The sequence below is a fragment of the Mycobacterium sp. SMC-4 genome, assembly GCF_050205565.1.
GTDB lineage: Bacteria > Actinomycetota > Actinomycetes > Mycobacteriales > Mycobacteriaceae > Mycobacterium.
Genome location: NZ_JBNMQU010000001.1, coordinates 962847 through 985148, shown reverse-complemented (window position 1 = coordinate 985148; position 22302 = coordinate 962847). Strand labels below are relative to the sequence as shown.

Annotated in this window: 19 protein-coding genes; 11 read left to right on the top strand and 8 right to left on the bottom strand. The window is 69.4% G+C overall.

Features of this window, described 5'->3' with window-relative positions:
* Both ACQI46_RS04710 and ACQI46_RS04705 read left to right on the top strand, forming a co-directional pair.
* Window positions 1–757, top strand: a 757-nt coding sequence (locus tag ACQI46_RS04710; protein ID WP_427092750.1) for an alpha/beta fold hydrolase, incomplete at its 5' end; no start/stop codon positions are given.
* Between the two features lie 26 nt (window positions 758–783).
* On the top strand, window positions 784–2202 hold the full coding sequence (locus ACQI46_RS04705) for a WS/DGAT/MGAT family O-acyltransferase (protein ID WP_427092749.1): 1419 nt from the start codon (window positions 784–786) through the stop codon (window positions 2200–2202).
* A 15-nt stretch (window positions 2203–2217) separates the two neighbouring features.
* Here the strand turns inward: ACQI46_RS04705 and ACQI46_RS04700 are convergent, their stop codons facing one another.
* On the bottom strand, window positions 2218–2583 hold the full coding sequence (locus ACQI46_RS04700; RefSeq protein WP_427092748.1) for a hypothetical protein: 366 nt from the start codon (window positions 2581–2583) through the stop codon (window positions 2218–2220).
* A gap of 95 nt (window positions 2584–2678) precedes the next feature.
* Between ACQI46_RS04700 and ACQI46_RS04695 the strand changes: the two genes are divergently transcribed.
* A complete protein-coding gene (locus ACQI46_RS04695; RefSeq protein ID WP_427092747.1) occupies window positions 2679–3215 on the top strand; it encodes a TetR/AcrR family transcriptional regulator in 537 nt (178 codons plus the stop codon).
* Window positions 3216–3221: 6 nt separating this feature from the next.
* On the opposite strand, the gene ACQI46_RS04690 is transcribed toward ACQI46_RS04695, so the two are convergent.
* Both ACQI46_RS04690 and ACQI46_RS04685 read right to left on the bottom strand, forming a co-directional pair.
* Complete coding sequence (locus ACQI46_RS04690) at window positions 3222–4463, bottom strand: alpha/beta hydrolase (protein WP_427092814.1); 1242 nt, start codon at window positions 4461–4463, stop codon at window positions 3222–3224.
* A 40-nt stretch (window positions 4464–4503) separates the two neighbouring features.
* A complete protein-coding gene (locus tag ACQI46_RS04685) occupies window positions 4504–5247 on the bottom strand; it encodes a 1-acyl-sn-glycerol-3-phosphate acyltransferase (RefSeq protein ID WP_427092813.1) in 744 nt (247 codons plus the stop codon).
* 304 nt (window positions 5248–5551) lie between these two features.
* On the opposite strand from ACQI46_RS04685, the gene ACQI46_RS04680 reads away from it, so the two are divergent.
* From ACQI46_RS04680 to ACQI46_RS04670, 3 genes are read left to right on the top strand one after another with little or no spacing between them, the layout of a single operon-like run.
* Window positions 5552–6466 carry a helix-turn-helix domain-containing protein gene (locus ACQI46_RS04680; protein WP_427092746.1) on the top strand — a complete coding sequence of 305 codons (915 nt, stop codon included), beginning with the start codon at window positions 5552–5554 and terminating at the stop codon, window positions 6464–6466.
* Between the two features lies 1 nt (window position 6467).
* Window positions 6468–7010, top strand: coding sequence for a dihydrofolate reductase family protein (locus tag ACQI46_RS04675; RefSeq protein WP_427092745.1), 543 nt, complete (start codon window positions 6468–6470; stop codon window positions 7008–7010).
* 10 nt (window positions 7011–7020) lie between these two features.
* Entirely contained in the window at window positions 7021–8856 is a 1836-nt protein-coding gene (locus tag ACQI46_RS04670) for an acyl-CoA dehydrogenase (protein WP_427092744.1), read from the top strand.
* A 67-nt stretch (window positions 8857–8923) separates the two neighbouring features.
* Here the strand turns inward: ACQI46_RS04670 and ACQI46_RS04665 are convergent, their stop codons facing one another.
* Together ACQI46_RS04665 and ACQI46_RS04660 are read right to left on the bottom strand one after the other, a co-directional pair.
* Window positions 8924–10399, bottom strand: a complete 1476-nt coding sequence (locus ACQI46_RS04665) for an aldehyde dehydrogenase (RefSeq protein WP_427092743.1) — start codon at window positions 10397–10399, stop codon at window positions 8924–8926.
* Between the two features lie 54 nt (window positions 10400–10453).
* Window positions 10454–11221: a class I SAM-dependent methyltransferase gene (locus ACQI46_RS04660; protein ID WP_427092742.1), complete on the bottom strand. Its 768-nt coding sequence runs from the start codon at window positions 11219–11221 to the stop codon at window positions 10454–10456.
* A 36-nt stretch (window positions 11222–11257) separates the two neighbouring features.
* Here ACQI46_RS04660 and ACQI46_RS04655 point away from each other — a divergent pair, with 36 nt between their 5' ends.
* Genes ACQI46_RS04655 through ACQI46_RS04640 form a run of 4 tightly spaced genes read left to right on the top strand, consistent with a single transcriptional unit; the run spans window position 11258 to window position 13835 of the window.
* Window positions 11258–12433 carry a glycosyltransferase family 4 protein gene (locus ACQI46_RS04655; RefSeq protein ID WP_427092741.1) on the top strand — a complete coding sequence of 392 codons (1176 nt, stop codon included), beginning with the start codon at window positions 11258–11260 and terminating at the stop codon, window positions 12431–12433.
* A gap of 49 nt (window positions 12434–12482) precedes the next feature.
* Complete coding sequence (locus ACQI46_RS04650) at window positions 12483–12701, top strand: hypothetical protein (protein WP_427092740.1); 219 nt, start codon at window positions 12483–12485, stop codon at window positions 12699–12701.
* A gap of 2 nt (window positions 12702–12703) precedes the next feature.
* On the top strand, window positions 12704–13564 hold the full coding sequence (locus ACQI46_RS04645; RefSeq protein ID WP_427092739.1) for an oxygenase MpaB family protein: 861 nt from the start codon (window positions 12704–12706) through the stop codon (window positions 13562–13564).
* Between the two features lie 10 nt (window positions 13565–13574).
* Window positions 13575–13835 carry a hypothetical protein gene (locus ACQI46_RS04640; protein WP_427092738.1) on the top strand — a complete coding sequence of 87 codons (261 nt, stop codon included), beginning with the start codon at window positions 13575–13577 and terminating at the stop codon, window positions 13833–13835.
* On the opposite strand, the gene ACQI46_RS04635 is transcribed toward ACQI46_RS04640, so the two are convergent.
* Window positions 13746–15566, bottom strand: coding sequence for a hypothetical protein (locus tag ACQI46_RS04635; RefSeq protein WP_427092812.1), 1821 nt, complete (start codon window positions 15564–15566; stop codon window positions 13746–13748). The genes ACQI46_RS04640 and ACQI46_RS04635 overlap by 90 nt on opposite strands.
* Before the next feature lie 14 nt (window positions 15567–15580).
* The gene (locus ACQI46_RS04630) at window positions 15581–16786 is read right to left on the bottom strand and encodes a DUF3068 domain-containing protein (protein WP_427092737.1); all 1206 of its coding nucleotides are present in this window, start codon (window positions 16784–16786) and stop codon (window positions 15581–15583) included.
* 181 nt (window positions 16787–16967) lie between these two features.
* On the opposite strand from ACQI46_RS04630, the gene ACQI46_RS04625 reads away from it, so the two are divergent.
* On the top strand, window positions 16968–18140 hold the full coding sequence (locus tag ACQI46_RS04625; protein ID WP_427092736.1) for an acyltransferase family protein: 1173 nt from the start codon (window positions 16968–16970) through the stop codon (window positions 18138–18140).
* Here ACQI46_RS04625 and ACQI46_RS04620 read toward each other — a convergent pair.
* Window positions 18023–22300 (bottom strand): alpha-(1->3)-arabinofuranosyltransferase domain-containing protein, encoded by a 4278-nt coding sequence (locus ACQI46_RS04620; RefSeq protein WP_427092811.1) that lies wholly within the window; start codon window positions 22298–22300, stop codon window positions 18023–18025. The two genes, ACQI46_RS04625 and ACQI46_RS04620, sit on opposite strands and share 118 nt — an antisense overlap.
* Window positions 22301–22302: the final 2 nt, after the last annotated feature.

The following is a 22302-nucleotide window of genomic DNA, read 5'->3' as shown; positions in this document are numbered from 1 at the left end:
CGCCCAGCCCGCCCCGGTGATGATCTTCGTTCCGGGCGGCGCCTGGGTGCACGGCAGCCGCCTGCTGCAGGGCTACGCGCTGATGTCGCACCTGGCCGAGCAGGGCTGGATCTGCCTGTCCATCGACTACCGGGTGTCGCCGCATCACCGCTGGCCCGCCCACATCACCGACGTCAAGACCGCCATCGCATGGGCCCGCGCCAACGTCGACCGCTTCGGCGGTGACCGCAACTTCGTGACCGTGGCGGGCTGTTCGGCCGGTGGCCACCTGGCCGCACTGGCCGGGCTGACCGCCAACGATCCCGAGTTCCAGGACGAACTGCCCGAGGGTTCGGACACCTCCGTCGACGCGGTCGTCGGCATCTACGGCCGCTACTGCTGGGAGGACAAGTCGACAGTCGAACGGGTGCGCTTCGTCGACTTCCTGGAGCGTGTCGTGGTCAACCGCTCGATCGACAAGCATCCCGACGTGTTCCGCAAGGCCTCGCCGATCGCCCAGGTGCACCCGGACGCGCCGCCGTTCCTGGTCGTCCACGGCACCGGGGACAGCGTGATCCCCGTGGCGCAGGCACGCAGCTTCGTCGAGCGCTTGCGCGACGTATCGCGGTCAGTGGTGGGCTACGTCGAACTGCCCGGCGCCGGACACGCGTTCGACATGACCGACGGTGCCCGCACAGGGGCGATGTCGACCGCAATCGGCTTGTTCCTCAACCACATTCACCGAAACAGCCTGGTCGCAGACAAAGAGGTTATATAGTACGTCGCCCGCTCTGGAGGTGACGCGTGAAAAGACTTCGCGGTTGGGATGCTGTGCTGCTGTACAGCGAAACGCCGAACGTGCACATGCACACGTTGAAGCTGGCGGTCATCGAGCTCGACGATCTCGGTGGGGCCGAATTCGGTGTCGAGGAACTGCGCAAGGTCATCCACAGCAGGCTGTACAAACTCGACCCGTTCCGGTGGGAACTGGTCGACATCCCGTTCAAGTTCCACCACCCGATGTGGCGGGAGAACGCCGAGGTCGACCTCGACTACCACGTCCGCAGCTGCCGGGTCGACGCACCCGGCGGCCGTCGACAACTCGACGAAGCCGTCGGGAGACTGGCCAGCACGCCGCTGGATCGCAGCCGCCCGCTGTGGGAGATGTACCTGATCGAAGGTCTGGCCAACGGTCGGATCGCCGTGCTCGGCAAGATCCACCACGCCCTGGCCGACGGTGTCGCCTCGGCGAACCTGCTGGCGCGCGGCATGGACATGTCCGAGGGGCCGCAGAGCGACCGTGACTCCTATGCCACCGAACCACCGCCGTCCCGTGGCGAACTGGTGCGCACGGCGTTCGCCGACCACATGCGCCAGATCGCCAAGATCCCATCGGTGATGCGCTATACGGCCCAGGGGGTGCGCCGGGTTCGGCAGAGCCCGCGCAAGTTGTCGCCCGAGCTGACCCGGCCGTTCACGCCGCCGCCGTCCTTCATGAACCACATGCTCGACCCCAAACGGCAATTCGCCACCGCCACACTGGCATTGGCCGACGTGAAGCAGACCGGCAAGCACCTGGGCGCAACGATCAACGACATGGTGCTGGCGATGTCGGCCGGCGCGCTGCGGACCCTGCTGCTGCGCCACGACGGCCGCGCCGACCACCCGCTGCTGGCCTCGGTGCCGGTGAGCTTCGACTTCTCGCCCGACCGCATCTCCGGAAACTTCTTCACCGGTGTGCTGGTCAGCCTGCCTGTCGACGTGGAGGACCCGCTGGAGCGGGTGCGTGCCGCCCACGACGCCGCCGAAGCGGGCAAGGAGAGCAACAACCTGATCGGGCCCGAGCTCATCAGCCGGTGGTCGGCCTACCTGCCGCAGGCCCCGGCCGAGGCGCTGTTCCGCTGGCTGTCCAGCCGCGACGGCCAGAACAAGCTGATGAACCTGCCGATCTCCAACGTGCCCGGGCCCCGAGAGCGGGCCCGGGTCGGCGGCGCGCTGGTCACCGAGATCTACTCGGTCGGTCCGCTGACCGCAGGCAGCGGCCTGAACATCACGGTGTGGAGCTATGTCGACCAGCTCAACATCTCAGTGCTCTCAGACGGCAAGACGCTCGACGATCCGCACGAACTCACCGATGCGATGATCGATGCGTTCCGCGAGATTCGTCGAGCGGCAGGCCTTTCCGATGAGCTGACCGTGGTGGAAACCGCTATGGCTCCATAGTCGGCTGTCCGACGCCTAAGCGGCGACCTTCTCCCTGCGCACGTCCTCGGCGGCTTCGGCAACGGCCGTCTCCTCCGGGACCCCCTGCTGACGGTAGCGCTGCAGATAACGCTCGAAAGCCCGGCGGTCGGTGTCCCCACGGATCGGGTCGAGACCCAGCGTGATGTCACTGTCCGGGTCCGCATTGGCGATCTGGCGGCGACGCAGCATCACGCAACCGATGGCCATCGCCCAGGCCGCGACCATGGCGGCACCCAGCACCGGTGCGAACGAGGCGCCGAGCGCCAGCGACGCGACGAACAGGCCCAGGAAAAGGAACCCGACCAACGTCAGCAAATAGGCGAATATCGGCCACGGAGCGTTCTTGAAGAACTTACGCATGTCAACCTCCTAATAAAACGCTACACGTAGCGTAGCGCTACGTATGGTGTAGCGTCAACCGGTCGGGATCTATTCCCCGACGGCAGGAGAGCCCGATGACCGGACCGGCAGCCACCGACGCGCTCGGTGTGCGTATCCACCACGCCGCACTGGAGCTGCTGCGCGCCCGCGGACCGCGCGCCGTCACGATGCAGGCCGTCACCGAGGCGACCGGCATCGCCAAGACCACGCTGTACCGGCGCTACCCGAACCGGCGCGCCTTGTTGGCGGCGGCACTGGAAGAGTTGGTCGCCCGACTGGCCCAGTCGTCGGAGCCCATGGTCGCCGATGCCGGGTCACGCGTGCGGTGGGCGATCGCGCAATCGGTCGAGGTGATCGCCGACGGCATCGGCGTCGGCGGCTTCGCGGCGCTGCTGACCGGGGAAGACCCCGACTTCAGCGATGCGTTCCGCACCATCCTGGGGGCCCACCGCGTCCAGGCCATCGAGGCCCTGGGCTGCGACGAGAGCACCGGCGACACCCTGATCGACATGATCGTCGGCAGCTACGTCGCCGAACTCGCACGCGCCGGGACGGTGGACGACACCTGGAGTGAGCGCGTCGCCGCCCTCATCGGACGACTGGCGACCTGAAAACCGTTATGGCGTCAGCGCTTTGCGCTTGGCCTGCACCCACGACAGGAACGTCTCGACCGCCTGGGCCGTGTAGTGCGCCCGCGGAGACCCGTAATAGAAGTCGAAAGCGTGCTGCGCGTGCGGGATCTCGGCGTACACCACCGGTGCAGTCGAGACCTTCTCGAGCGCCGCGGCGAACTCCCGGCCCTCCGGGATCGGGATGATCGAGTCGTCCTGGCCGTGCAAGATGAAAAACGGCGGGGCGTCGGGCCGCACCCGGTGCAGCGGTGATGCGTCGGTGTAGACCTTGCGGTGGCTGGCAAGTGGCTTCTTCACCACCAGACGCTGCAGGAACGCGATGAACTCCTTGCGGCCGCTGCCGCGTGCCGAAATCCAGTCGTAGCGACCGTAAATCGGCACCGCCGCGACGACCGACGTGTCGGCGTCCTCGAACCCGGGCTGGTACTGCGGGTCGTCGGCGGTCAATGCCACCAGCGCCGCCAGGTGCCCGCCCGCGGACCCGCCCGAGACGGCGACGAAGTCCGGGTCGCCGCCGTATTCGGCGATGTGCTCCTTGATCCACGCCAGCGCACGTTTGACGTCGACGATGTGATCTGGCCACGTGTGCCGCGGGCTGACCCGGTAGTCGATCGACACGCACACCCACCCGTGGTCGGCCAGATGACTCAACAGCGGGTAGGCCTGCGGCCGGCGCATCCCGATGGCCCAGGCGCCGCCGGGAATCTGAAGCAGCACAGGCGCTTTACCGTCACGCGGGAGGTCGGCGCGACGCCAGATGTCGGCGCGGTTGACCGACGGGTGCGGTCCGTATTGCACGGTGCCGGCCTTCTCGACGTAGCGGCGACGGATGAGGTCGTGGGGCCATACCCCGATCATTCGGCGTCGCGCGGACTTGGCCCGCTCTGCGATCGCCTGGTACTGGTCTCCGAGCACGTCGCGCAGCGGATCCTCGAAGTGCGGCTGGGAAGCGACGTTGCGACGGTGGATCAGATACAACAGCCCCCAACTGATCGCACTGAGCAGCAGGGCGATTCGACCTTGTGGACCGCGGAAATCGCCGCGCCAGCCGCGCCGCGCCGCGTCGAGCATGGAGCCGGCCATGTAGAGCGGCGACATCTCCGACGTCGGCCACCCGAAGGCGAACACCGGAATGGTCAGGTATCCCTCGCGGGCCAGCGGGCGCACCCCGTTGGCGGCGTTGAGCAGCTCGGCGGTGGCGCGCAGCAGCGGACGGGGTTTGCGAATTCTGAACGCGATCGTGCAGATCCTTTCGTGGTCGGAACGACTAACCCAGCACCGGCAGCTTGCGTTCAGCGGCCAGTTCGTCGAGCGCGCGCTGCATCACGCGGCGCACATGGGCGTCGACCTCGTCGATGTCGGGGTTCTCGCCGAATTCGGCGACGATGTCGATGGGCGGCAGGGCCTGCATGGTGATCTTGGTCGGCAGCGGCACGTTGACCGGCAACACCGCCGACAGCCCGAACGGGAACCCGAACGAGATCGGCAGGATCTTGGTGCGGAACATGCGCGCCACCGGACCCAGCGCCTTGGCGATCTCGGTGCCGCGGGTCAGGAAGAACTGCGCCTCCTGGCCGCCGATGCCCACCGTCGGGACGATCGGAACACCGTTGTTGAGCGCAGCGCGCACGTATCCGGTGCGGCCACCGAAGTCGATCTTGTTGGCCGCCAGGGTGGGTCGGTACACGTCGTAGTCGCCGCCCGGGAACACCACCACGACGCCACCGGAGCGCAGCGCCTCGTCGGCGTTCTCGTGGTTGGCCGGGATGAAGCCGGTCTTCTTGAAGAACGTCCCACTCGGTCCCACCATCAGCATGTCGTGGCTGAGGGTGTACACCGGCCGGTCGAAGCCGAACTTCTCGTAGAAACCGCTGGCGAACACCGGCACGTCCATGGCGAACAGCCCGCCGGAGTGGTTGGCCACCACCAGGGCACCGCCGGGCGGGAAGTGCTCGAGTCCGCGCACCTCGGCGCGGTGGTAGCCCTTCAGGATCGGCTTCAGCACGCTCATCACGCGCTCGGTGAGAACGGGGTCCCATTTGGTGATCTCGGACGTCTTGATGTCGTCGCTCACGCCGGTCCCCTTCGCCGAATTGAAACATGTTCCAACGCGCGGAGTTTACCCGCTGCTCACAGCCTTCCAAACAGATCGAAATTTGTGCGCTCTCCCGAAAACCGCCGCGGGGCCCGACGAGGTCGCATAAGTTTGCCTATGGCTATGGCGGAACCTGGTCGGGGATTCCGCCATAGCTGAGCCATACGACAGCAGGAAAAGTCATGGTCTGGCGCCGCGCGGCCGACGATACTCACACACCGTGAAAGGCCGCGACCGGTTACGCGAACTCCTCGACGCAGTCACCGACGCAACCAACCAGGACGTCGTCGCGATGGCCCGCAGCAGCCACGCCTCGGAGTTCCACTTCTCCCGTGAGGTCCGCCGGTTGACCGGCGAGTCACCGGCGGCGCTGCGGCGACGCATCATGCTCGAACGTGCGGCTTGGCGTCTGCAGCGTGGGGCGACGGTCTCGGCCGTTGCCGCCGACGAGGGCTGGTCTTCGGTCGAGGTGTTCTCCCGAGCGTTCCGCCGCGCCTACGGGCGGCCGCCTTCGCAGGCCGGCGCGGCGCCGTTCCGCCTGCCCGCACCCAACGGACTGCACTTCCATCCGCCGCACTCGTTGTGGATCGACGACGATCCGGCCCGGCCGGTGGCCGCGGGCGACGTCACCGAGCTGATGGTCGTCCACGACATCGACGACACCGCGCACCTGATCGATTGCGCCCGGCAGCTCAGCCCGCAGCAGTGGGTGGCCGAGGTACGGCCCGGCCAGACCGTCCTGGACTGGGACGGTGAGGAACCCAGCGTCGGAGCGGTGCTCGGCGCGATCGTCTGGACCAAAGAGGTCTGGCTGGCGACGATCGCCGGGGACGATTTCCCGCCGCGCACATCGACCCAACCGGGCTCGGTCGACCCGGCGGCACTGTCCGCGCACCATGACGCGATCGGAAAGCGTTGGCGCACAACGGTGACCGATTTCGCAGCGGCCGGTCGGCTCGGCGACACGGTGATCGACGCGCTGTGCGACCCGCCCGAGTCCTTCCAGCTGCACGGCATCGTCGCGCACGTGCTGACCTACTCGGCGCACCGGCGGGAACTGGCCCGCGCCATGCTCGCCGGCCACGGCGTATCCGCTCGCCGCGGTGACCCACTGGACTGGATGAGGAGCCTTTGACATGAGCTGCGTCTACTACACCGCCTCGAGCCTGGACGGCTTCATCGTCGACGCCGACGACAGTCTGGATTGGTTGACCTCGCGCGACATTCACCCCGACGGCCCGTTCGCGATCGAAGCGTTCGTCGACAGCGTCGGTGCGTTGGTGATGGGGGCGACCACCTACGAGTGGATCGCGAAGAACCATCCGGGCGAATGGATGTACAGCCAGCCGTCGTGGGTGATGACGCACCGGCCCGACATCGTCGTCGACGGCCACCCGGTCCGCACCTACGCCGGTTCCGCCGAACAGCTGTACCCGGAGTTGGTCGCCGCGGCCGCCGGCAAGACCGTCTGGGTGATGGGCGGCGGAGACGTCGCCGCGCAGTTCGTCGCGGCCGGCCTGGTCGACGAGATGATCGTCGCCTACGCGCCGTGTTCGCTGGGTGCCGGTTCGCGGCTGCTGCCCATGCGCTCGGAGTGGCGGCTGGCCGAATCGGCGGTCAACGGCGACTTCGTCGTCGCGCGCTGGTGCCGAGTCGGGGAACCCGCCCGGCAACCGTAGTCTGGCCACCATGGGGCACTACCGGAGCAACCTCCGCGACCTGGAGTTCAACCTGTTCGAGATTCTGGCGCTGGAGAAGGTGCTGGCCACTGGCGCGTTCGGGGACCTCGACGGGCCTTCGGTGCGCGAGATGCTCGGCGAAGCCGTGAAGCTGGCCGAAGGGCCGGTGGCCGAGACGTTCGCCGCGTCCGATCGCACTCCGCCGACGTTCGACCCGAAGACCCACCGCGTGAGCATCCCCGAACCGTTCAAGCGCAGCTACCGCGCCTGGTACGACGGCGAGTGGTTCCGCGTCGGGATGGCCGAGGAGATCGGCGGTGTGCCGGCTCCGGCGGTCGTCGAGTGGGCGATCAACGAGTTCGTGCTCGGAGCGCAGCCGGCGGCGTTCATCTACTCGGCCGGCCCGAAGATGGCCGACATCCTGTTCGACATCGGCAATGAACAGCAGCGGCACTGGGCCAAACTGATGGTCGAGCGCGGCTGGGGCGCCACCATGGTGCTCACCGAACCCGATGCGGGTTCCGACGTCGGTGCCGGCCGCACCAAAGCGGTCCAGCAGGCCGACGGCACTTGGCATCTCGACGGCGTCAAACGGTTCATCACCAACGGCGACGCCGACGACCTCTACGAGAACATCATGCACGTGGTGCTGGCTCGTCCCGAAGGTGCCGGCCCGGGTACCAAGGGGCTGAGCCTGTTCATGGTCCCGAAGTTCCACTTCGATCCGCAGACCGGCGACATCGGCGAGCGCAACGGAGCGTTCGTCACCGGCCTGGAACACAAGATGGGCCTGAAGGTCTCGGCGACGTGCGAGCTGACGTTCGGTCAGCACGGCGTGCCGGCGGTCGGTTGGCTGGTCAACGACAGCCACGACGGCATCGCCCAGATGTTCCGTGTCATCGAGTATGCGCGAATGATGGTGGGCACCAAGGCGATTGCGACACTGTCGACGGGCTATCTGAACGCCTTGGAGTACGCCAAGACGCGGGTGCAGGGTGCCGACATGACGCAGATGGCCGACAAGGCCGCCCCGCGGGTGACGATCATCCACCACCCGGACGTGCGCCGCGCGTTGCTGACCCAGAAGGCCTACTCGGAGGGCCTGCGGGCGCTGTACCTCTACACCGCCGCGCACCAGGACCCCACGGTGGCGGCGGAGGTGTCGGGTGCGGACGCGTCGATGGCGGTGCGGGTCAACGATCTGCTGCTGCCGATCGTCAAAGGCGTGGGCTCCGAGCGGGCCTACCAGTGCCTGACCGAGTCGCTGCAGACGTTCGGCGGTTCCGGGTATCTGCAGGACTATCCGGTCGAGCAGTACATCCGCGACGCGAAGATCGACTCCCTGTACGAGGGCACCACCGCGATCCAGGCGCAGGACTTCTTCTTCCGCAAGATCGCCCGCGACCGCGGCGGCGCACTGATGCATGTGGTCGCACAGATCAAGGCGTTCCTCGACCATGCGTCGGCGCGCCCGGAACTGGCCGACGAACGCAAGCTGCTCGCGACCGCGGTCGACGACGTGCAGGCGATGGTCGCGACCATGACCTCGTTCCTGATGGACTCACAGCAGGAGCCCAGCGCACTGTATCGGCTTGGCCTGCAATCGGTTCCGCTGCTGCTGGCTGTCGGCGACGCACTGTTGGGCTGGCTGCTGCTGCGCCAGGCCGAGGTAGCGCTGAGTGCGCTCGAGGGTCAGGTCGGCGAGCGTGACCGGGCGTTCTACACCGGCAAGGTGTCTGCGGCACGGTTCTTCGCCAAGAACATGCTGCCGATGCTGTCGGCGCAGCGAAAGGTCCTGCAGGCCGTCGACCTGACCGCGATGGAGCTACCCGAAGCCGGGTTCTAGATTCTGCCGAACAGACACAAACTCGCACGCCCACCGCAGTGAGCGTGCGAGTTTGTGTCTGGTCGCGTTACTGCTCCGGGGTGTAGCCGAACGGCAGCAGCACGCTCTTGGACTCGCAGTACCCGGCGATGCCCTCCGGCCCGCACTCGCGGCCGATACCGGAGTTCTTGTAGCCGCCGAACGGCGCGCCGGCATCGAAGGCGTACATGTTGATGCCGTAGGTGCCGGTGCGGATCTGCTTGGCGATCTCCAGGGCCTTGGCGTTGTCGGTGGTGTACACCGACCCGGCCAGCCCGTACACCGAGTCGTTGGCAATGCGCACGGCGTCGGCCTCGTCCTCGTAGGGGATCACCACCAGGACGGGTCCGAAGATCTCCTCCTGGGCGATCGTCATCGAGTTGTCCACATCGGCGAACACGGTCGGCTGCACGAACCAGCCGCTGTCCAGGCCGTCGGGCCGGCCGCCGCCGGTGACCAGGCGGGCGCCCTCGTCGAGACCCTTCTTGATGTAGCCCTCCACGCGCTCGCGCTGCTTCTCGCTGATCAGCGGGCCGATCATCGCGGCCGGGTCGTCGGGCAGGCCGGGTGCCATGCCCGCCGCAGCGGCGGAGATCTTCTCCACGACCTCGTCGTAGCGCGACCGCGGGGCCAGGATGCGGGTCTGTCCGACACAGGCCTGACCGGAGTTCATCAGGCCGGAGAAGATCAGCATCGGCAGGGTGGAGTCCAGATCGGCGTCCTCGAGGATGATCGCCGCGGACTTGCCGCCCAACTCCAGCGTGCACGGCTTGAGCCGCTCGGCGGCGATCTTGCCGATCTCCTTGCCGACCGCGCTGGACCCGGTGAACGTGAACTTGTCGATCTCCGGGTTGTCGGTCAGCGCACGGCCGGTCTCCACGCCACCGGGCACCACCGAGAGCACACCCTCGGGCAGGCCGGCCTCGGCGAACACCTCGGCCATCAGGTTGGTGGTCAGCGGGGTCTCGGCGGCAGGCTTGAGCACCAGGGTGCAGCCGGCCAGCAGGGCCGGGCCCAGCTTGTTGGCGGCCAGGAAGAACGGCACGTTCCAGGCGACGACCGCGCCGACGACGCCGATCGGCTCCTTGAGCACCAGGGTCTGGCCGTACGCGCCGTCGCGGATGTCCTGCCAGCTGAACTTGTCGGCCGCCGAGGCGTAGAACTGCAGCGTCGACATGGCCGCGCCGTACTGCATCATGTCGACGATGGTCTGCGGCTGGCCGGTCTCGAGTTTCAGCAACGCCTTGAACTCGTCGGCGCGCTCCTCGATCAGGGTGATCGCCTTCGCGATGACGGCCTCGCGCTCCTTTGGGGTCATCCGCGGCCACGGGCCCTCGTCGAACGCCTTGCGCGCCGCGGCGAAGGCGGCGTCCACGTCGGCCTTGCTGGCCAGCGGCACCTGGCCGACCTTCTCACCGGTGGCCGGCGAGAACACCTCGATCACGTCGGAAGTGGCCGGCTGGACCCACTTGCCGCCGATGAACAGCTTGTCCCAGTCGGTCTTGAGAGCAGTGCTTTGCGTCATGTGCGTCACACTACCGAGCGATCCGCCAAACGAGAACCTGTTGCAAGACACCCGTCAAGTCGGGCGCAACACCAGCACCAGGTTGCTCACCAGGAATTCCCGCACACCCGGCACCTTTGTCACCGCCCACGCCCATCGTGGGTGGTAGCGCGGGAAAGCGGCGACCAGCGCGCCGGTGCCGCGCGCCCAGCGCAGCCCGTCGGCCGCCGACACCGCGAACAACGACGAGCCGTAGTCGTTCTTCGGTCGGTGCCCGTGCCTGCGGGCGTAGCGGTCGGCGGCCCGCCGGCCGCCGAGATAGTGCGTCAACCCCATCTCGTGGCCGCCGAACGGCCCCAGCCACACGGTGTAGGACAGCACCACCAGCCCGCCGGGACGGGTGACCCGCAGCATCTCGTCGCCCAGACGCCACGGCGCCGGCACATGCTCGGCGACGTTGGACGACAGGCACACGTCGACGCTGGCGTCGGCGAACGGCAGCGCCATGCCCGAGGCCCGGACGAACGTGCCGGCGTCGCCGGAAGTGCGCGGCCCGGCGGCGTGCATCTCGCCCGGATCGGGCTCGACGCCGATGTACGTGACGCCCGCCTCGGCGAACGCCGACGCGAAATAGCCGGGCCCGCCGCCGACGTCCAGCAGAGTCCGTCCCGACAGCGCGGAGCCGTCGGTGGCGTGCCACAGATCGCTGACCAGCGCCACGGTGTCGGCGGCCAGCGCGCCGTAGAACCGGTCGGGGTCGGTCTGCTCGAACCGGAACTCGGCCAGCAACCGCGCCGACCGCGCCAGCGTCGCCCGCCGGGCGAACAGATCGGTAGCGAGCACCCGGCCACCTTACGCAGCGGTTTAGGCTGAACACCGATGTCTGACCGCTCCCGCCCGCCTGCGCGCGTCGAGTCCGTGCTGCTGCTGTGCTGGCGAGACACCGGCCACCCGCAGGGCGGCGGCAGCGAGACCTACCTGCAGCGCATCGGCGCGCACCTGGCGGCGACAGGCGTGCGGGTGACGCTGCGGACCGCCCGCTACCGCGGTGCCGCGCGCCGGGAAACGATCGACGGCGTGCACGTGCAGCGCCGCGGCGGCCCGTACACGGTGTACGTGTGGGCCGGCCTGGCGATGGCCGCCGCCAAGGTGGGGCTGGGGCCGATGCGCCGCGTGCGGCCCGACATCGTCGTCGACACGCAGAACGGGCTGCCGTTCCTGTCCCGGCTGGTCCACGGCCGGCGCACGGTGGTGCTGGTCCACCACTGCCACCGGGAGCAGTGGCCGGTCGCCGGGCGCGTGATGAGCCGCATCGGCTGGTTCGTGGAATCGCGTCTGTCGCCGCGACTGCACCGCCACAACCAGTACGTCACCGTCTCGCTGCCCTCGGCGCGCGACCTGGAGCTGCTGGGGGTCACCCCGGACCGCATCGCCATCGTGCGCAACGGCGTCGACGCGGCCCCGACGCACACCGTCACGATCCCGCGCTCGCAGACACCGCGGGCGGTGGTGTTGTCCCGGTTGGTGCCCCACAAGCAGATCGAAGACGCGCTCGACGCCGTGGCGCAGCTGCGCACCAGGATTCCCGATCTGCACCTCGACGTCCTCGGTGACGGCTGGTGGGCGCAACGGCTGGTCGACCATGCGGCGTCCCTGGGCATCACCGACGCGGTGACGTTCCACGGGCACGTCGACGACGCGACCAAACACGCTGTGCTGCAACGTAGTTGGGCGCACATCCTGCCCTCCCGCAAGGAGGGGTGGGGTCTGGCCGTCGTGGAGGCGGCCCAGCACGCGGTGCCGACCATCGGGTACCGCTCGTCGGGCGGGCTGACCGATTCGATCGTCGACGGCGTCACCGGACTTCTCGTCGACGACCTCGCCGGCCTGGTCGACGGGCTCGAACGCCTGCTGACCGACCGGGTGCTGCGCGAGCAGTTGGGCACCAAGGCGCAGGTGCGCAGCGACGAGTTCTCCTGGACCCAGAGCGCCGAGGCGATGCGCGCGGTGCTGGACAGCGTGGCCGCCGGACAAAGCGTCAGCGGCATCGTCTGAGCCTGCGATTTCCAGTACACGGCCGCGAATCGTCATTAACATAGCGGCCATGCAGGATGCGCTGCGTCAACTGCTCGGCTACCGCATGACGCTGGCCGAGTGGCTCGGCACCGCCGCGCTGCTGGGAGCGCCGTACTTCGTGATCGGCGTGGTGTGGGCGGTGTACCAGGCCGACGTCCTCGCCACCTTCGACGGGCTGCAGAGGCCCGTCGCGATCGTCGGCTCCGTGCTGTTCTGGCCCATCCTGATCGTCGCTCAGCTGTGCTAGCCGTGACGAAGACACGCATTCACATCAACCGCCGCACCGCGCGGTGGGATCCCGACGAAACCGTCACCGTCGCCGACGCGATGGACTTCTGGTCGTTCGCCGCGGGCGCGGCCAACGTGATCATGCAGCTGTCGGTGCCCGGCGTCGGTCACGGCGTCGTCGAGAGCAAGGTGGACTCCGGCCACCTGATGAAGCACCCGTGGAAGCGGGCGCGCACCACCTTCCAGTACCTGGCTGTGGCGGTGCTCGGCACCGACGACGACCGCGCCGCGTTCCGGGACGCCGTCAACGAGGCGCACCGGCACGTCAAGTCCGACGCGTCGAGTCCGGTGCGCTACAACGCATTTGACCGCGACCTGCAGATGTGGGTGGCCGCGTGTCTGTTCGTCGGACTCGAGGACACCTACCAACTCCTGCGCGGTGCGATGACCCCGGAGCAGGCCGAGCAGTTCTATCGCTCGGCCTGGCCGCTGGGCACCACCTTGCAGGTCAGCGAGGATCAGTGGCCGCCGACGCGCGCCGACTTCGGCCGGTACTGGGACGAGGCGTGCGAGCGTATCGCCGTCGACGACGTCGTCCGCGGCTTCCTGGCCGACCTGGTGAACCTCAAGATGATCAATCCCGTTCTGGCGCTGCCTTTCCGGCCGTTGTTGAAGTTTCTGACGGTGGGGTTTCTGGCGCCGGTGTTCCGCGATGCGCTCGGGGTGAGGTGGGGCCGGTCGCGGCAGTGGTTGTTCGAGCGGCTGTTCCTGTTCGTCGCGTTCGCCAACCGGTTCCTGCCCGGCTTCATCCGGCAGGGCGGTACCTACGTGCTACTGGCCGACGTGCGCAGACGCGTCCGCAGGCAACGGCGGCTGGTGTGAGAGGACCACGATGACCGGACTGCGCGTGGCGACCCGGCGGCTGCTGAGCCGGCGGCTCAGCATCGCCGACGTCATCGAGATCGGGCTGTGGGCCGCCATCCCGTATCTGATCATCGGGCTGCTGTGGGCGTTCTTCGGTGTCGAAGACGTCCGGCATCTCGAGGGACTGCTGCAGACGCGGCTACCCGCCGGGGCCAATATCGCGGCGTACCTGCTGGTCACCGGGCTGTGGCCGGTGTATGTGATGGTCCCGACGGTGTGCGCGGCGTGACGCGAGCATCACGATCAGTCCTGCGACCAGCTGCGCCAGCCACACGCCGTGCGCGGCGATCATGACGGCCCGGTCCGGGGCCGATCCCGCCGTGTTCGTCGGCGGTGACGGCTGGGCGCGGCCGCCGACGTCGTACAAGGTCAGATCGGCGTCGCGGTAGGCCACCGGCAGGTCCAGTTCCGGGGCTGCGTCCACGTCCGAGCCCGCACCTGAGGACTCGATGATCACCCACCCCACGCCGGCGGCCGCGAGTTCGTCGCGGCCCGCGCCGGAGACCAGCAGCTGCTGGATCTCGCGCGCACGCGTGCCTTCGCCGGAGACCGTCTGCCCGGCGATCGACAGGTCGCCGGTGGTGAGCACCTCGGCGCGTACCCAGCGCGGCAGCGGGTCCAGCACCGGCGCCGGCCCCGCCCAGTCGAATCGGCGCATGCTGTCCACCGGCAACACCGCCACCGGCGCCGGCGCGGCGTTGATCAGCTCGGCGACGGCGGTCCACCCGGGCGGATACTGCACCGGGCTCACCCGTCCGCCGACGCCCCACGCCAGGTCCGGCTGTGTCGCGACCAACGCGGCGCAGCACACCGCCGACGCGGCGACCGCCGGGATGCGGCGCCGCAGCACCAGGACCGTCGCGGCGCCGGCCAGCGCGTAGATCGGCATCGCCAGCGCCACCCACTTCTGCCCGTCGCGGATCACGCCGAGTCCCGGGACCGCGCGGATGACGCCGTCGGCGAACTCCAGCCCCGGGCCGGTGGCCAGCAGCGCCGGCACCACGATCGCCGCGACGCCGACGACCAGCAGCGGAATGCCGATGCGCCGACGCACGAGCAGCGGCAGTCCGATCGCGACCACGGTCAGCAGCACCGCGGTCGCGACAACGGCGAACAGTGTGGTGCGTGAGGCCGGGACGGCCTCGGCGTTCCAGATCCCGCCCAGCCCGGCCAGGCTGCCGAAGGTGCCCAGGCCGGGTTCGGCCCGGGCGGCGAACGCGTCGACGCCGGTGTCGGTGGTCGCGCCCGCCCAGTCAGGTGCCACCACGGACGCGACCAGCCACGGCACCGCAGCGGTAACCGCCGCGGCGGCGCTGACCGCGACGCACCAGAGCCTCGAACGGCCCTCACCGGGACCCAACGCGCAGGCCAGCGCCACCGTCGCGGCGAGCATCAACCCGCTGGGGGTCAGCCCGGCCAGCGCGACCCAGAACAACAGCGCCCCCACCGCGCCGAAATTGCATTCCACGCGTGTCTTTGGCGATTTGACGCGCGTGGAATGCAATTTCGGCGGGGGAAGGGTCGGGGAACCGCGCAGCGACAGCACGGCCACCGCCACCCACGGCAGGCAGCCGTAACCGACCAGCAGGCTCCAGTGGCCCTGCAGCAGCCGCTCGCCGACATACGGATTCCAGATCGCCACCGTGGCCGCCACACATCGGCCCGCGATCCCCGCGTCGGGCAGCAGCAGCGCCACCAGGCGCGCCGCACCCCAGCCGGCCGCCCACAGGCCTGCGACCAGCAGCAGCTTGACCACGATCCCGCCGTCGAGCACGGTCGAGGCCAGCGCGACCGCGAAATCCTGCGGCAGCGCGCGCGGCGCCGCCTGCGACAGCCCCAGCGCCGCATCGGACAGATACGACCGCGGCGTCGACACCGCATCGCGCAGCAGCAGATATCCGGGGGCCGCCAGCGGGGCGGTCACCGCCAGGGTCAGCGCCAGCGCATACGCCGGCACCACCACCGACCGGGCGATCAGACCGGTCGGTCCGGGGGCAGGTCGGACGGTCGCTGCGCGGGCAGCTTCTCGGTCTTGGCCTCGGCGCCCGGCACGGGCTCACCCTCGTCGCCGCGACCGCCGAAGAAACGGTTGCCGGTGTCGTCGAGACCCGGATCCAGCAGCATCGACTCCGCGCGCAGGCTGAACGAGCCCAGCAGCGCGCCGCCGATCAACGCCACCAGGCCCAGCGCGGTGAACGTGATGGGCAGGATGCGGCCCCACAGCGCCACGCGGTCGCGCTCGTCGGACGCGGCGGCCACCTGAGCCTCGACCGTCTCCTCGTCGGAGGTGACGGTGTAGTCGACGAACGTCACCTCGGGCTCGAGCGCCTCACGCGCGTAGTAGTGGTAGCCGCGGTCGGTCTGCTTGACGATGGTGCCCGACACCGGGTCGACCCAGAACGTGCGCTGCGCGGCGTAGTACCGCGTCATCGTGATCATCTCTTCGGGGTCGCCTTCCAGGCCCCACAGCGCGGCACGGGCGCTGACCTGGGCGTCGGCGTCATCGTCGTACAGCGACGCGTACTTGACCGGCTCGACCAGCTTGCCGTCGGAGTCGAAGCCCACGTTCTGGGTGAACTTGTAGGCCGTCAACCCGTTGACGTCCTCTTCGCCGGAGTAGTTGGCGTCGAATGTCTTCTGCGCGATCGGGTCGAAGAACGGATAGGTCTTCTTCTCGGTGTCGAACGGGAAGCGGTAGGTGAGTCCCTCGTGCGGGAGCGCGATGTTCGTCGGCGGGTTCTCGTCTTCCAGGGCGCGCGGCTTCTGCACGGCGCCGCCCGGATTGCTCTCACTGGAGACCGCCTCGGCGGTGCTGCGGTCCAGGGTGACGGTGTCGACCATCGCCAGCAGCAGACCGTTGTCCTGCTGCTGGTCGGTCCGGCGCAACGAGCTGCCGACCTGCAGGGTCACCACGTCGGCGTTGGCCGGAGCCTCGACGCTGACCTGACGCTGCAGAACCAGCGGCACGTCCTCGTCGACGACGAACCGCTCGCCCATGAGCGAAGCCGGGTCGAACGCCGTGCCGGTGCCTTCACTGACCAGCGTGGTGTCGATGTCGAGCGGAATCTTGGAGATCTGGCCCTTGGTATAGGTGCTCAACAGCAGCGCCGCGATGAGCAGGGCGGCGCCGAGGCCCATGATCGCGCACGCGGCGATCCTCAGCGCAACTGCGCGGTTCAATACCGTGTCTCCCTTCGCGCCCGCCATGGGGTCGGGTGATGAATCAGGTGCCTGCGTATGGAAGCAAACCCGTTCGACCCTAACAGCACGAATCCAGGTCGGCGCCGACTACGAGCCGTTGGCCGGCGCAGTGGTATTACCCATTTCCGGGGTCGACGCCCGCGCGGGCACACTGTGAGCCATGACCGCATCCGGCGCCGACGCCGTCGGCGGGACCCGCAGCTTCCTGCCCGCTGTCGAGGGCATGCGCGCGTGCGCGGCCATCGGCGTCGTCGTCACCCACGTCGCGTTCCAGACCGGCTACAGCAGCGGCGTGCTCGGCCGGGTGCTGGGCCGCTTCGATCTGGCGGTCGCGGTGTTCTTCGCGCTGTCGGGATTCCTGCTGTGGCGGGGCCACGCCGCGGCCGCGCGCGGTCTGCGGGAACGGCCGCGGACCGGCCATTACCTGCGGTCGCGGATCGTGCGGATCATGCCCGGTTACCTGGTGGCGGTCGTGGTGATCCTGAACCTGATGCCCGACACCGACGCGGACGCCACGGTGTGGCTGGCCAACCTCACGCTGACGCAGATCTATGTGCCACTGACGCTGACCAACGGGTTGACCCAGATGTGGAGCCTGTCGGTGGAGATGAGCTTCTACCTGGCGCTGCCGCTGCTGGCGCTGTTCGCGCGCCGGATCCCGGTGCCCGCCCGGATCCCGGTGATCATCGCCGTCGCGGTGGCCAGCCTGTTCTGGGTGCGGATCCCGTTCGACGGCGGCGAAGGCCACAACCTCTGGAACTGGCCCCCGGCGTTCTTCTCGTGGTTCGCCGCGGGCATGGTGCTGGCCGAGCTGACCGTCACCCCGGTGGGCTGGGCACACCGGCTGGCCCGCCGGCGGGTCCTGATGGCGGTGCTGGCGGTGACGGCGTTCGGGATCGCGGCGTCGCCGCTGGCCGGGCTGGAGGGCCTGCATCCCGGATCGATCAGTCAGGTCACGTTGAAGACGGCGATGGGCGCGGTGGTGGCGGGCGCGCTGCTGGCTCCGCTGGTGCTGGACCGGCCGGACACCCCGCACCGAATCCTGGGCAGCACCACGATGGTCACGTTGGGCCGCTGGTCCTACGGGCTGTTCGTGTGGCATCTGGCTGCGCTGGCCATGGTCTTCCCGATGATCGGGGCGTTCCCGTTCAACGGGCACTTCACGGTCGTGCTGGTGCTGACGCTGGTGTTCGGGTTCGCGATCGCGGCGGTCAGTTACGGGTTGATCGAGTCGCCCTGCCGCAACGCGTTGCGCCGCTGGGAACTGCGCCACCAACCGACGCCGCTGGACAGCTCGGTCGACGACTCCGTGGCCACCACCGTGCCCCGCTGACGTTGCGGGATCGCCGACGCGGCGACGGCGAGCACCGACACCAACGCCAGGAACTGCACCCCGGCCGAGTGCCCGACATATCCGTCGACGGACCGCCACGGATTCTGGCTCAGGATCGTGCCGGACAGGATCAGTCCGCCGGCGGCCGCGGTGACGGTCACTGCGTCGCGCAGCGCTTCGCGTCGCCGTAGCAGGTGACCTACGCCGAGGACGGCCAGTGCGGTCACCGCGCCGACGGGCCCGGAGATCACCGCGCCGACCGCGGTCACCGCCGCGGCCACCGCCGCCGGTGCGGGCCGCCACACTGTGCCCGGCTCGCCCGGCGTGAGGCGGCGCCTGCTCGGGATGAGCGCCAGCGCAGCCAGGATCGGCAGCAGCGCCAGGCCGGTGATCAGGCCGACCCGATAGCTGGTGTTGGACGTGAAGGTCATCGTCACGGTGGTGTCCGGGCCGGCGGGCAGCACCCAGCCCTGCTGCCAACCGTTGACGGTGATCGGCCGCAGCGCGGAGCCGTCGGCGGCGCGGGCCACCCAGCCAGGGTTGATGCTCTCGGGCACCACCAACAGGCGCTCGGTGTCGGATGCGCCGATGCGGACTTCGCGGTGGTGGTTGTCCCACTGCGCGGCGTCCACGGAACTCATTGTGGCCGTGGTGATTTGGCTGGCTTCCGGGGTCACCAGCCGGACTCCGTCGACGACGAAGGTGGGGCCGGGACTGATCAGCAACTCTTGTTCGCCGGCGGGCAGGGTGATCGGCTCGCTGCGGCACGGCTGCGCGGCGATGGGCCGGTTGTCGAGCAGTTCGGCGACGGTGGCGCTCACCGAGGTCTGCACGAACTGTCCGGCGACACCGATCACCGGACCGCGGCCACACGGGATCGTGACGCGGCGCAGCCGATTCGCCGACGCGTCGGCGGCATCCAGTGCGGCACCGCGCGGATCGAGTGCGACGATCTCAGCGAGCCCGGGTGGTTTCAGTTGGTCGAATCCCAGTGCGGTGCGGTCGATCACGTCGTCCCAGTCCAACAGAGACAGCGTGACGGTGTCGGTGACCCGTGGCTTGAGGCGCAGGGTCTCGGTGCCCGCGGTCAGGCGGCGCACCTGCGGTCCGTCGCCGAGGTCGATGGCGATCATCCGCGGATGTGCCGGCAGCGCCGATTCGCTGGGTGTCACCCGCAGCGCCGCGACGGTGCGGGGCCCGGGCAGGCGCACCGTCAGCGTCGGTGGGGTGCGCGGCTGCACCACCTGCTGCGGTGCCGTCCACGCGGTACCGAGATCGCCGTCGGTGGCGGCATAAGCGGAGCCGAGCACGTCGACCAAATCGGAATCACCTGCGGCGCGGGTGGTTTCGGGTTGTGCGATCAGGTCGGCGAGATTGGGGCCCTGGCGGGCCCGCACCCAGACAGTCGGGGTGACGGTCGTCGATTCGGGCACCGTCAGCGTGCGGCTGAGGTTGACAGGTTCCTCAGAGGCCAGTGCCATCGCCGCCGAGCAGCGGGTGCCGGTCGGGCTGTCCGCGCAGCCGGACCGTCCCAGCAGCCCGGTACCCAGATCCCACTGCGCCACCGTGCTTTCCGGGCGGGGTGCGGGCACGTCCACGGTGTGCCGCAGGCTGACCGGGTGGGCGAACCCGTTGGCGTCGTACTGCGTGACGTGGAGGTCGGTGATGCCGAACTGGACGCCGGGGGAACCGTCGTCGGTGGCGACGGCGGTGATGCGGACCCACGGAGATTCGCCGTAGGGCAGCGCGACGGTGACCGGCTGGCCGGCTTCCTCGAACCGCACGGTGCTGGTGCCGTTGACCGTCGACACCTCCATGCGGCGCACCTGCGCGCCGACCGCCGTCGCGCTGGGCGTCAGAGTCAGGGTGGCGTTGGTCAGCGGGCGGTCGAAGTCGATGTGCAGCCACTGGCCGACAGCGGCCTGCAGCGAGTTCGACACCCAGCTGGTGGCCGCGTCGCCGTCGATGGCAGCGGGCGCCGCCGACGACGGGGACACGTTGGGCAGCGCGGTGGAGTCGCCGGCCGAGCTGGACACGGTGATCCGTCCGCCGGTCCACCGGCCCTCGACGAGTTCAGCGCCGTCGGCGGGATAGTCGGGCACCCGGTTGTAGGTGTTGCGCGGGTCGCCGGGCGCGCGGACCGCCGACGAGTGGTCGTCGACGCGGCCGTAGTCCGTCTCGCGGGCCACCGGGGTGTCGGTCACCGTGGTCAGCGGCGCCGGCAGACCCGCCCGCAGCGCGTCCTGGGTGAGCAGCGCCGGACCCAGCGGTGGCGCGCCATCGAGCCGGCGGCGTTCGTCGAGGCGCAGCAGCGACTCGGGGGCACCGTCGATCCGAGGTAACGCATCGGCGTCGACGACGTACGGCGCCATCGCCGCGTCCGCGCCGTCCACGCGGTAGATCTCCACGGCCGGATACCGCGGCCGCAGCCCGCTGTCGGCGACGAAGCCCTCCAACGTGCCCGGCCCGATCGGGGCGCCGAACTCGGCGACCTTCGTCAGCCCCGGGGAACCGTCGACGGTGCGGTGCACCAGGATCGGCCGCGCCGAGCGCGACGCGTCGGGATCCAGGTCGTTGCGCACCACCACATGGGAGATGCCCTGCCGGATCAGGGTGTCGGCCAGCCCGTCGGAGGGCCGGCCCGCGGCGAACAGGCGCTGCACCGAGTCCAGCGCGCGGATGGTCTCCGGCGGGGTCAACGGAATCGAGTCGCGCACCCCCCATGCGGAATCGCCGAGCACCTGCAGCGGTTCGTCGTGCGAATTGCCCCATGTCTGTGTGGCGAACGGTGCGCCCGGCGCCACCAGCACCCTGCCACCGTCGTTGTGCTCGTCGAGCCACGCCGCCGTGTCGTGCCAGTACTGCGGGATCGCGTCGAACGCCCCGGGCGGGGTCAGGCGCCCGGTCCACGCCAGCGACGTCGCGGCGACCAGCGCCGACATCACGACGAGCGCGACCGCGACCCGCTTGTCCTCCTCCGGGTGGGCGAACGCCTTACGCCACACCGGCCGGGGCGCACTGCCCGGCAGCGGTATGCGGCTCAGCAGATGCGCCAGGCCGAGCACCAGCGGCAGCCGCAGCAGCGGCTCGAGTTTGTGCAGGTTGCGCAACGGGGTGCCGTCGGCGTCGAGGAAGGCCTGCACCTGCAGCGCCACCGGCGAGCCCAACCCGCCGGAGTAACCGGCCGCCAGCAGTACGACACCGACCAGCAGCATCGTGACCAACCGGCCTTTGGCCGGCATGGTCCGCATCGCCAGCCCGGCCAGCCCGGCCGCGGCGACCAACGTCGTCGCCAGCACGGCCACCGTTCCCGTCACCAGCGGCGCCCCGGCGGTGGCGCTCGGCGCGACGTACGGGGTCCAGGCGCCCGTGCCGCGCAGCATCTCGGTCAGCGACATCCACCGGGTCGTCACCCCCGACGACTCGATGAAGTCCAGGAACGGTGGACTGATCCGGCCGAGATGCAGCAGCGCCACCACCCACCACGCGGTCGCCAGCACGACGCACGGCAACCACCAGGCCACGAAACGGCGCCACACCCGGTCGGGGCGGTGACAGCACAGCCACACCACCGCGCACAGGCATGCCGTCAACGTCGCGACCGCGTTGACCGCACCCATCAACGCGACGGCCACCGCCGAGCGGGCCGCCAACTGCCGGATCCTGGGATCGCCCTGCAGGACGAGCACGATCGGCAACAGCACCCACGGCGCGAGCATCATCGGCAACGTCTCCGACGAGATCGCGCCCAGCGTGGTCAGCACCCGCGGAGACAACGCATACGCCAGCGCGGCGATCATCCGCGACGTGCGGCTGCCGATGCCGAGCGCCTCGGCCAGCCGCAGCACCCCCCAGAAGCCGACCACCAACAGCAGCGCCCACCACAGTCGCTGCGTCACCCAGCCCGGGACGCCGAGGATGTCGCCGGCCAGGAAGAACGTGCCGTGCGGGAAGAGGTAGCCGTAGGCCTGGTTCTGCGCCTGCCCGAACGGCAACTCGCTGTTCCAGAGCGTGAACGCACGCGTGAGGAAGCGCAGCGGATTGGCTGTCAGATCCAGTTTGGTGTCGGGTGAGATCTGTCCGGGTGACTGGGCGAAAGTCAGGATCAGAGCCGCCGCAGCGACCACCCACAGCCAGCGCCGCGAAAGCGGCTCGGAGATAG